Raw genomic sequence first — 10,455 nt, 5'->3', positions numbered from 1 at the left:
CCAAGGCGAAGTGTTTCCTATGTCTCCGCACACCTGTTTCCCATGTGTCCGGTCTGAACAGGCGACGCGAAAGAAAGTTACTCGCCTGCCGGGGCGACAACCCGGCTCCCGCCCGCAACCCAAGCACGCCTTCCAAACCAGCACGCCAAGGCTTCGACAAACCCAGCCCAAACGGGAAATCAAAACTAAGCACAGCTACAAAAAGAAAGCGGCTGGCGCTCCAAAAAACCAAAGAATCACACTCGACCTATCTCCTCCAGACAAGCCTCCATCACCCCAGGGTCAAACGCCATCTGCACGTGCGCAACCCCTTCCACCAACCGGTGTTCCGCCCCCACCAACGCCGCCGTGGTCGCCGGAAACACAATGTTGTCGCAGTTCGAAAACCAGCAGGTAAACAACGCCGCCCGCCCCGCAGGCTCCGCCCGCTGCAACGCCACCACCCAGTCCCCCGCCAAGCTCATCTGCCGCCCATTCACCGCACGACTGAAACGCCCCAGCCACGTGCCCCCATGCGGCGTGCCCAGCGTCAACACACGGTGCACCCGCCCATCCGCCTGGTGCGCCCGCAGCCACGCCCGCACCGCCAAGCCCCCCATGCTGTGGCACAACAACACCGGCGCCTGCCCCGTGGCCGCCGTCACTTGGCGCACAGCGTCTTCAATGATGTCCGCATACTCGTCAATCGAGCCCATCACCGGCTCCAGATTGACCGCCACATAGGCATGTCCCCGCGCCTGCAACTGCGCAAACCACGGCAGCCACAGCCCCCGGTTGCACATGAAGCCGTGCACCAGCACCACGCCGCGTTTTCCTGTCGGCTGCGCTGGCAGCCAATCGGGCACGGACTGGTGGCGAAACGGCTGGCGCCAGCAAAACACCATCAACGCCACCCACACCTCGGCCCACCAGGCACCCACGACCTGTGACAGGCGGGCGCGGGGCGCAGCATCGGCACGGTTGGTGATGTGCATCAGCACAAACTCCACCGCCATCACCACCAGGTAAATGCCGAGCGGCACCAGTGCCCCCAGTACGGCACGCAACGGTGAATGGGGCCATTGCCACACCAGCCAGGCGGCCATGGCCAGCAGGATGCACAGGAGAAGGATTCGTTGCCAGCGCGCGATCATGGTGGTGATGGGCAAATGTTGTAATGGACCAGCCGCATTGTGCGGTCTGACCACCGCCCGACACCGCACCCCGCAGAACGCAGAAAGGACCCCGCCCCATGGATGCCGCCCAGACCATCCGCGACTGCATCGCCGACGTGACCGCCCTGCGCCTGCACCGCACGGGCGACCCGGCGCTGGGGGCGGCGGTGGGCAGCGTCAAGACCTTTCAGGCGCGGCGCTTTCGCGGCACCTATGCGGACCTGATGGCATCGCCCGTCTTCGGGCCTGCAGCGCGGTTCTTTCTGGAAGAGCTGTACAGCGACACCGACTACACCGACCGCGATCAGCAGTTTGGCCGCATCGCGGGCACGCTGCAGACCATGTTTCCCCAGCCGGTCGTGATCACCGCCGTGGCCCTGGCCGTGCTGCACGCGCAGACCGAGGAACTGGACCAGGACATGGGCCGCGCCTGGCGGGCGCATGAAGGTGCCGATGCGGCCAACGACGCCGCCCGCTACGCCGCTGCCTGGCGCACCGTAGGCCAGCGCCACGCGCGCCAGCAGCAGTTACAGCGCGTGCTGGCCATGGGCACTGATCTGGCGCGCCTCACGCGCACACCTGGGCTGCGGATGATGCTGCGCATGATGCGCGGCCCGGCCAACGCAGCGGGCATGGGCGCACTGCAGAAGTTTCTGGAGGCGGGGTTCGACACCTTCGGCCAGCTCGCGCGCCAGCGCGGCGGGGTGGAGCAGTTCCTGGCCACCATCGAGCAGCGTGAGCGGGCGCTGATGGATTTGCTCTTCGATGCCGACCCTGTCACCTGCGGGACCCAGCTTAACCACACACTAGGACAAGCCCGATAGCCCGTTGCGCCCCCGCCTTCCACAATCTGTGCCCACCTATCAATGGCATTTGGCGAACACAGGGATGTCCTGCATGACCCTCGCGAGTCGGTGGTAGTGCGGATCGGGATGGGCCGCAAGGCGCCTTTTTGCAGCCAATAGCCCAGCTATTGGCAAGAAAAGCAACGCAGCGGACCGCCCGAGACCGCGCTATCTCCGACCGCAGGGAGTTATGCAGGACATCCCTAACGAAGGAAACACGCGCATGGAAAAGATCTGGCTCAAGAGCTACCCCCCGGGCGTCCCACACGACGTGAAGCCCGAGCAATACCGCTCTGTGGCCCACCTGCTGGAAGAGTCGTTCCGCAAACACGCATCCAGCCCGTTCTCGGTCTGCATGGACCAGTGGATGACCTATGGCGAGCTGGAACGCCGCTCGGCCGCGCTGGGCGCCTATCTGCAAAGCCTGGGGCTGGAGCCCGGTGCGCGCGTGGCCATCATGCTGCCCAACATTCCGCAGTTTGGCGTGACCATGGCCGCCGTGCTGCGCGCGGGCTACACCTGCGTGAACGTGAACCCGCTGTACACCGCGCGCGAGCTGGAGCACCAGCTCAAGGACTCGGGCGCCACCGCCATCGTGATCCTGGAGAACTTTGCCCACACGCTGGCCGATGTGATCGACCACACGGCCGTCAAGCATGTGGTGATGGCCTCCATGGGCGACCTGCTGGGCTTCTGGTTTGGCAAATGGATCACCTTTGCCGTGCGCCACCTGGCCAAGATGGTGCCCGCGTACGACCTGCCGCTGTCCAACGGGCGCAAGGTCGTCACGTTCAAGAAGGCGCTGTCGCTGGGCGAACACAAGTCGCTCGCACCCAGCCAGGCCACGCTGGATTCGATTGCCTTCCTGCAATACACCGGCGGCACCACGGGCCTGTCCAAGGGCGCAGTGCTCACCCACCGCAACATCGTGGCCGCCACGCTGCAGGCCGAGGCGTGGTTCACGCCCGCGCTGTCCAAGGTGGGCGACCTGAGCAAGGCCAACAGCATTGCCGCACTGCCGCTGTACCACATCTTCGCGCTCACGCTGTGCCTGCTGGCCATCCGCCAAGGCTCCAGCATGACGCTGATCCCCAACCCGCGCGACATCCCGAAGTTCGTGGCCGAACTCAAGAAGCGCCCCTTCCACATGCTGCCTGCGGTGAACACGCTGTTCAACGCGCTGCTGCAAAACCCTCAGTTCAAGACGCTGGATTTTTCGCACCTGTGCGTGTCGCAGGCCGGGGGCATGGCAGCCAGCGAGGGTACGGCCAAGCAATGGCAGAAGGTGACCGGCAGCACCATGATCGAAGGTTGGGGCATGAGCGAGACCTGCGCCATCGGCACCAACAACCCGGTGATCAGCACCCAGTTCAGCGGCAACATCGGCCTGCCGCTGCCGGGCATCGACATTGCCATCAAGGACGACGAGGGCAACAGCCTGCCCCAGGGCGAGTCGGGCGAGATCTGCATCCGCGGCCCCAACGTGATGGCGGGCTACTACAACCAGCCCGAAGAGAACGCCAAGGCCTTCACGCCCGACGGCTTCATGCGCACGGGCGACATCGGCATCATGGACCCGCAGGGCTACACCCGCATCATCGACCGCAAGAAGGACATGATCCTGGTGAGCGGCTTCAACGTGTTCCCCAACGAGCTGGAGCAGGTCATCAGCCTGTGCCCCGGCGTGGTCGAATGCGCGGCCATCGGCGTGCCCGATGAGAAACAGGGCGAGGCCATCAAGGTGTTCATCATCAAGAGCGACCCGGCCCTGACAGAGGACGAAGTGGCGAACTACTGCCACCAGAACCTCACCGGCTACAAGCGCCCCAAGTACATCGAGTTCCGCGACGAGCTGCCCAAGAGCAACGTGGGCAAGATCCTGCGCAGGGAATTGCGCAAGGCTTGACCTTGTTCATGGGCGCGGCGGCCCGAACGCTGCACCCTGCAACCTCCCCCAGGGCGCTTCGGCGCCCTTTTTCTTGGGCGAAAGAACTGCAAGCCGCCCGCATGCACCAGGCCTTCTGATGGCAACATCTCCGGGTTTTTACCAGTCAGCAAACGTTTGCGCAAACGTTTGCTTTCGTTATCATCCCGTTCGCGACAAGGCACCGGGCATCCGCAGGCGCCCCTTTTGAGGGACGCTGCCGGGGATTTCCCTTCACGCTGTCGGTCGCCTTGGTCCACATTCCAACCTGGAGACAACACCCATGCAGTTCACCCGCCGTTCCGTTCAGACCGCCGCCGCCCTCGCCGTTGTGGGCAGCCTGCTGGCCAGCCCTGCGTTTGCGCAGGACAAGCCCAAGATCGCGCTCATCATGAAGTCGCTGGCCAACGAGTTCTTCCGCACCATGGAAGACGGCGCCAAGGCGCACCAGAAGGCCCATGCCAAGGAATACACGCTGGTGGCCAACGGCATCAAGAACGAGACCGACACGGCGGCCCAGATCAAGATGATCGAGCAGGCCGTGGCGCAGAAGGTCAACGCCATCGTGCTGGCCCCCGCCGACTCCAAGGCACTGGTGCCCGTGGTCAAGACGGCCATCGACAAGGGCATCCTCGTGGTCAACATCGACAACCAGCTCGATGCCGACGCGCTGAAGGAAAAGAACATCACCGTACCCTTCGTGGGCCCGGACAACCGCGCGGGCGCCAAGCTGGTGGGCGACCACCTGGCCAAGACGCTGAAGGCCGGTGACAAGGTCGGCATCATCGAAGGCGTGTCCACCACCTTCAATGCGCAGCAACGCACCCTGGGTTACCAGGACGCCATGAAAGCCGCCAACATCACCGTGGTGGGCGTGCAGTCCGGCAACTGGGAGATCGAAAAGGGCAACACCGTGGCCGCCGGCATGATGCGCGAGCACCCTGACCTCGTGGCCCTGCTGGCCGGCAACGACAGCATGGCCCTGGGCGCCGTGGCCGCTGTGAAGGCTGCAGGCAAGACCGGCAAGGTGCAGGTGGTGGGCTACGACAACATCGGTGCCATCAAGCCCATGCTGGCCGACGGCCGCGTGCTGGCCACCGCCGACCAGTACGCCGCCAAGCAGGCCGTGTTTGGTATCGAACTGGCACAGAAGGCCCTGGCCGCCAAGACGCCGCAAAACCAGCTGCCCGCCACGGTGAAGACGGATGTGGTGCTGGTGACGAAAGACAGCAAGTAAGCCCCGGAGCGGAGAACAAAGCTCTTCTGGCGTTGTTGCCGTGTCTTGTCGTACTTCCAGTACTGCCTGCGACACGGCGCCTAGCCAGAACCGCTTCGCTGAGCTTTGTTCGCCGCTTCAAAATTAAAAACTGCACACACTGTTATGCCCACCAGCCCGTCACCTGACTCGCCACGTACACCCCTGCTCGCCATACAGGCTGTGGGCAAGGACTACACCGCCACTGTGCTCGATGGCGTGAACGTGGAGCTGTTTGCGGGCGAGGTGTTGGCGCTGACCGGCGAGAACGGCGCGGGCAAGAGCACGCTGTCCAAGATCCTTTGCGGGCTGGAGCAGCCCACGCGCGGCGGCATGCAGCTGGCGGGGCAGACCTACGCCCCCACGTCGCGCCGCGATGCCGAGCGCCACGGCGTGCGCATGGTGATGCAGGAGCTGGGCCTGGTGCCCACGCTCACCGTGGCCGAGAATTTGTTGATGGGCCGTCTGCCGCACCGGCTGGGCTGGCTGCAGCGCGATGTGCTGCATGCCGCCGCCCGTGCGCAGCTGGCCAAGATCGGGCTCGACAACATCGACCCCGCCACCCCGGTCTCGCAGCTGGGCATCGGCCAGCAGCAGATGGTCGAGATCGCGCGCAACCTGCAGGACGACACACGCATCCTGGTGCTCGATGAGCCCACGGCCATGCTCACGCCGCGCGAGACCAATTACCTGTTTGAGCAGATCGCGCACCTCACCGCGCGCGGCGTGGCCATCATCTATGTGTCGCACCGGCTCGAAGAACTGCGCCGCATTGCCGACCGCGTGGCCGTGCTGCGCGACGGCCGCCTGGTGGACGTGCGCCCCATGGCGGGCATGAGCGAGGACGACCTCGTGCAGCGCATGGTGGGCCGCGTGGTGAGCGACCTGGACCACCGCCCGCGCCGCCCTGTGGGCCCTGTGGTGATGAGCGCCGAAGGCCTGGGCCGGGGCACCGCTGTGCAAGACGTGAGCCTGGAACTGCGGGCCGGTGAAATTTTTGGCATTGCCGGGCTGGTCGGATCGGGCCGCACCGAGCTGGTCCGCTTGCTGTTTGGCGCCGACCGCGCGGACCGGGGCAGCGTCACCTTGCACCCAGAATTTGTACAAAAACAGGCCCTACCGCCCGATGGACAAGCGCAAACAGCTATACAAAATATAGCAATCACACCGAACCCCGCCATGGCTGCAACGCGCACCTGGCAGCGGGGCTTTGCTTCGCCGCTGCAGGCCATTGCCGCCGGAGTCGGCCTGGTCACCGAAGACCGCAAATCCCAGGGCCTGCTGCTGTCGCAGCCCATCCGGATCAACGCCACGCTGTCTGACCTGTCGGCCGTGTCACGCGGCGGCTGGCTGCAGCGCGGGCTTGAAAGCCGCCTGGTGCAGGGATTCATCCGCACCCTGCGCGTGCGCTGCCACGGCCCCGAGCAACCCGTGGGCCAACTGTCCGGCGGCAACCAGCAAAAAGTGGTCTTCGCCCGATGGCTGCACCGCGAAGGCCGCGTGCTGCTGCTCGACGAACCCACGCGCGGCGTGGACGTGGGCGCGCGCGCCGAGCTGTATGGCGAGCTGGACCGCATGGCTGCCGAAGGCCGCGCGCTGCTCATGGTTTCGTCCGACCTGCGCGAACTCATGGCCATGGCCGACCGCATCGGCGTGATGAGCGCGGGTCGCCTGGTGGCCGTGTTCGAACGCGGCGAGTGGTCCGAGCAATCGCTGCTGGCCGCCGCGTTCTCCGAGCCCGGCGGGCGCACCAGTACCACCCCTTCAACCCCTTCTCCTGTCACCGCATGAACGCCCCCACCGCATCTGCCGCGCCCGCTGCGGCGCCCTCCTCCGCCTCGGTCTGGCGCAGCCAGCTGGGCACCTACCTGGGCCTGCTGGCCGTGCTGGCGGGCATGGTGACGCTGTTCTCGTCGCTGTCCGAATACTTCTGGAGCGCCGAGACCTTCATCACCATCGCCAACGAAATCCCGGCCCTGGCGGTGATGGCGGTGGGCATGACCTTTGTGCTCATCATCGCGGGCATCGACCTGTCGGTGGGCTCGGTGATGGCGCTGGCCGCCGCCACCTCGGCCGCCGCCATCCTGCAATGGGGCTGGACGGTGCCCGCCGCCGCCGCGCTGGCACTGGCCACGGGCCTGGTGTGCGGCACCATCACGGGCACCATTTCGGTGGCGTGGCGGTTGCCCTCGTTCATCGTGTCACTGGGCATGCTCGAAGCCGTGCGCGGCAGCGCGTATGTGGTCACCGACTCGCGCACGCAGTACGTGGGCGATGCGATCTCCTGGCTGTCGGCACCCTTCTTTGGCGGCATCTCGTTCGCCTTCTTGCTGGCCGTGGTGCTGGTGGTGGTGGCACAGCTGGTGCTGTCGCGCACCGTGTTCGGCCGCTGCGTGGTGGGCATTGGCACCAATGAAGAAGCCATGCGCCTGGCCGGTGTGGACCCGCGCCCCATCCGCGTCATCGTGTTTGCCATGACTGGCCTGCTGGCGGGCCTGGCGGGGCTGATGCAGTCGGCCCGGCTGGAAGCCGCCGACCCCAACGCGGGCACCGGCATGGAGCTGCAGGTGATTGCGGCCGTGGTGATTGGCGGCACCAGCCTGATGGGCGGGCGCGGCTCGGTGGTGAACACCGCGTTTGGCGTGCTCATCATCGCGGTGCTGGAGGCAGGCCTGGCCCAGGTGGGCGCGAGCGAGCCCAGCAAGCGCATCATCACGGGTTTTGTGATCGTGGCGGCCGTCATTGTGGACACGCTGCGCCAGCGCCGCGCCAAGGTCTGAGAGACTGACCCCGCATCCAGCCGCCCCACCACCCACGACCTCATTCTTCTTTTTGCATGGCTACTATCAAGGACGTTGCGCGCCACGCCGAGGTGTCGGTCACCACGGTGTCGCACGTGGTCAACGGCACGCGCCGCGTGAGCCCCGAGGGGCGCGAGCGCGTGGAGGCCGCCATCCGCGCCCTGGGCTATGTGCCCAGCGCCATTGCGCGCAGCCTCAAGAGCAACAACACGCGCACGCTGGGCATGCTGATCCCCAACAGCTCCAACCCCTACTTTGCCGAGATCGTGCACAGCGTGGAAGACCGCTGCTTTGGCGCGGGCTACAACGTCATCCTGTGCAACACCAACGACGAGGCGCACCGCCAGGGCACCTACCTGCAGGTGCTGGCCGAGCGGCGCATCGACGGGCTCATCGTGGTCTCCACCGGGCATGACGCCACGCTGGCCACGCAACTGGCGGGCCTGTCCATCCCCACCGTGCTGGTGGACCGCGAAATCGACATCGCCGAGCAGCAGCCCTGCGACCTGGTGGAAACCGCCCACATGCAGGGCGGCCTGCTGGCAACGCGCCACCTGCTGTCGCTGGGCCACCGCCGCATTGCCTGCATCGGCGGCCCCGAAGGCATTGCCCCCAGCGAGCAACGCATTGCCGGCTGGCGCACCGCGCTGGCCGATGCGGGCTGCGGCGCGGGCGAGGGCCTGCTGTGGCACGGCAACTTCACCAGCCAGGGTGGCTACGAAGCCATGCACGCGGTGCTGCGCGCGCCCGAGCCCCCCACTGCCGTCTTTGTCTGTAACGACCTCATGGCCATGGGCGCGCTGTGCGCCGCGCACGAGCGCGACCTGCGCGTGCCCGAGGCACTGTCCATCGTGGGCTTTGACGACATCGAACTAACGGCCTTCACCAGCCCGCCGCTCACCACCGTGGCCCAGCCCAAGCAGCGCATCGGCGCGCTGGCTGTGGACATGCTGCTGGAGCGCATCGACGGCAAGCGCCAAGACGCGCGCAAGGTGATGCTGCAGCCCGAGCTGCGCGTGCGCGCCTCCACGGCCCATGCGCCCGGAGGTACGGCATGAGCACGACCCACACGCCCCGCATCGCCGTCGTCGGCAGCCTGAACATGGACCTGGTGCTGCAGGTGCAACACGCGCCGGGCCCTGGCGAGACCGTGCTGGCCGACGCCCTGCACCTGGTACCCGGCGGCAAGGGCGGCAACCAGGCCGTGGCCTGCGCACGCCAGGGCGCCCAGGTGGCCTTGTTCGGCCGCGTGGGCGATGACGGCTACGGCCAGACGCTGCGCGCCGGGCTCGACGCCGACGGCATCGACCACAGCGGCGTGCAGACCGACACCAAAACCACCACCGGCGTGGCCGCCATCACCGTGGAGGCCAGCGGGCAAAACCGCATCGTGGTCGTGCCCGGCGCCAACGGCCGCTTTGTGCTGGATGCCGCTGCACTGGGTGCCGCCCTGCAAGGCGCTGGTGGCCTGGTGCTGCAGTTTGAAACGCCCCTGCCCCAGGTGCGGGCCGCCGCCGAGATGGCCCATGCCGCTGGCTGCCCCGTGGTGCTGAACCCCTCCCCCATCCAGCCCCTGCCCGAAGCGATGTGGCCGCTGGTGCACACACTGGTGGTGAACGAGGTGGAAGCCGCCGCGCTGGCAGGCCAGAACGTGGACACCCCCGCCGATGCCGCGCAGGCCGCACAAGCCCTGCGCGCCAAGGGCCCCGCACAGGTCGTAGTAACTCTGGGCGCTGCGGGCGCCGTGGCCGCCGATGCGGCGGGCAACCGCTACCACCCCGGCCTGGTCGTGAAAGCCGTGGACACCACGGCCGCAGGTGACACTTTCCTGGGGGCACTGGCCGTGGCGCTGGCACGCGGCGAGCCTCTGGACGCCGCCGTGCGCGAAGGCATCCGCGCATCGGCGCTGTGTGTCACCCAACCGGGCGCCCAGCCCTCCATCCCCACCCGCGCCGCCGTGGCGCAAAGCCCCCAACCGCCCGCCTGGAGCCCCCTGTGAAACGCACCGCCCTGCTGCACGCCGAACTCTCCCACGCCATCGCCACCCTGGGCCACGGCGACATGCTGGTGATCGGCGACGTGGGCCTGCCCATCCCTAACGGCCCGCGCCGCATCGACCTGGCCCTCACGCCCGGCATCCCGGCCGTGGCGGATGTGCTGCGGGTGGTGCTGGAGGAAATGCAGGTCGAGAAAGCCGTGATCGCCACCGAAGCCGTGGAGCGCAACGGGGGCCAGTTGCCCGCCTGGTGCCAGCTGCCGGTCACACCGCAGGCGGTTTCGCACGACGATTTCAAGCGCCTGACCCAGCAGGCCCGCGTGATGGTGCGCACGGGCGAGTGCACGCCGTACGCCAACGTGATCCTGGTGGCGGGCGTCACGTTCTGACACCACCTGCCCCCGCCGGGGGCGATGGCTTACGGGTTTTGGAGAAGGTCTGAAGGGGTGCTCCTGCGGTACGCTGGGCTGTTACCGTTTG

The 10,455-nt window shown here is 66.9% G+C and carries 9 protein-coding genes; 8 read left to right on the top strand and 1 reads right to left on the bottom strand.

The features are described from left to right. Nucleotides 1–236 precede the first annotated feature (236 nt). On the bottom strand, nt 237–1,133 hold the full coding sequence (locus tag AC07Z7_RS09370) for an esterase/lipase family protein (RefSeq protein ID WP_494766117.1): 897 nt from the start codon (nt 1,131–1,133) through the stop codon (nt 237–239). A gap of 98 nt (nt 1,134–1,231) precedes the next feature. Between AC07Z7_RS09370 and AC07Z7_RS09365 the strand changes: the two genes are divergently transcribed. From AC07Z7_RS09365 to rbsD, 8 genes are all read left to right on the top strand, one after another. Continuing rightward, the gene (locus tag AC07Z7_RS09365; protein WP_494766116.1) at nt 1,232–1,978 is read left to right on the top strand and encodes an FFLEELY motif protein; all 747 of its coding nucleotides are present in this window, start codon (nt 1,232–1,234) and stop codon (nt 1,976–1,978) included. A 244-nt stretch (nt 1,979–2,222) separates the two neighbouring features. Next, nucleotides 2,223–3,905 carry an AMP-binding protein gene (locus tag AC07Z7_RS09360; RefSeq protein ID WP_494766115.1) on the top strand — a complete coding sequence of 561 codons (1,683 nt, stop codon included), beginning with the start codon at nt 2,223–2,225 and terminating at the stop codon, nt 3,903–3,905. Between the two features lie 301 nt (nt 3,906–4,206). Then, a complete protein-coding gene (locus AC07Z7_RS09355) occupies nt 4,207–5,160 on the top strand; it encodes a sugar ABC transporter substrate-binding protein (RefSeq protein ID WP_494766114.1) in 954 nt (317 codons plus the stop codon). Between the two features lie 144 nt (nt 5,161–5,304). After that, nucleotides 5,305–6,969, top strand: a complete 1,665-nt coding sequence (locus AC07Z7_RS09350) for a sugar ABC transporter ATP-binding protein (protein ID WP_494766113.1) — start codon at nt 5,305–5,307, stop codon at nt 6,967–6,969. Further along, on the top strand, nt 6,966–7,958 hold the full coding sequence (locus AC07Z7_RS09345; RefSeq protein WP_494766112.1) for an ABC transporter permease: 993 nt from the start codon (nt 6,966–6,968) through the stop codon (nt 7,956–7,958). The genes AC07Z7_RS09350 and AC07Z7_RS09345 overlap by 4 nt, the downstream gene beginning before the upstream one ends. A gap of 56 nt (nt 7,959–8,014) precedes the next feature. Beyond that, the gene (locus AC07Z7_RS09340) at nt 8,015–9,037 is read left to right on the top strand and encodes a LacI family DNA-binding transcriptional regulator (RefSeq protein ID WP_494766111.1); all 1,023 of its coding nucleotides are present in this window, start codon (nt 8,015–8,017) and stop codon (nt 9,035–9,037) included. Then, on the top strand, nt 9,034–9,978 hold the full coding sequence (gene rbsK, locus AC07Z7_RS09335) for a ribokinase (RefSeq protein WP_494766110.1): 945 nt from the start codon (nt 9,034–9,036) through the stop codon (nt 9,976–9,978). The genes AC07Z7_RS09340 and rbsK overlap by 4 nt, the downstream gene beginning before the upstream one ends. Further along, nucleotides 9,975–10,364: a D-ribose pyranase gene (gene rbsD, locus AC07Z7_RS09330; RefSeq protein WP_494766109.1), complete on the top strand. Its 390-nt coding sequence runs from the start codon at nt 9,975–9,977 to the stop codon at nt 10,362–10,364. Before rbsK ends, rbsD begins: the two co-directional genes overlap by 4 nt. Nucleotides 10,365–10,455: the final 91 nt, after the last annotated feature.

Source organism: Acidovorax sp. GW101-11A03, from assembly GCF_059424825.1.
This window is presented reverse-complemented; position numbering and strand designations above follow the sequence as displayed.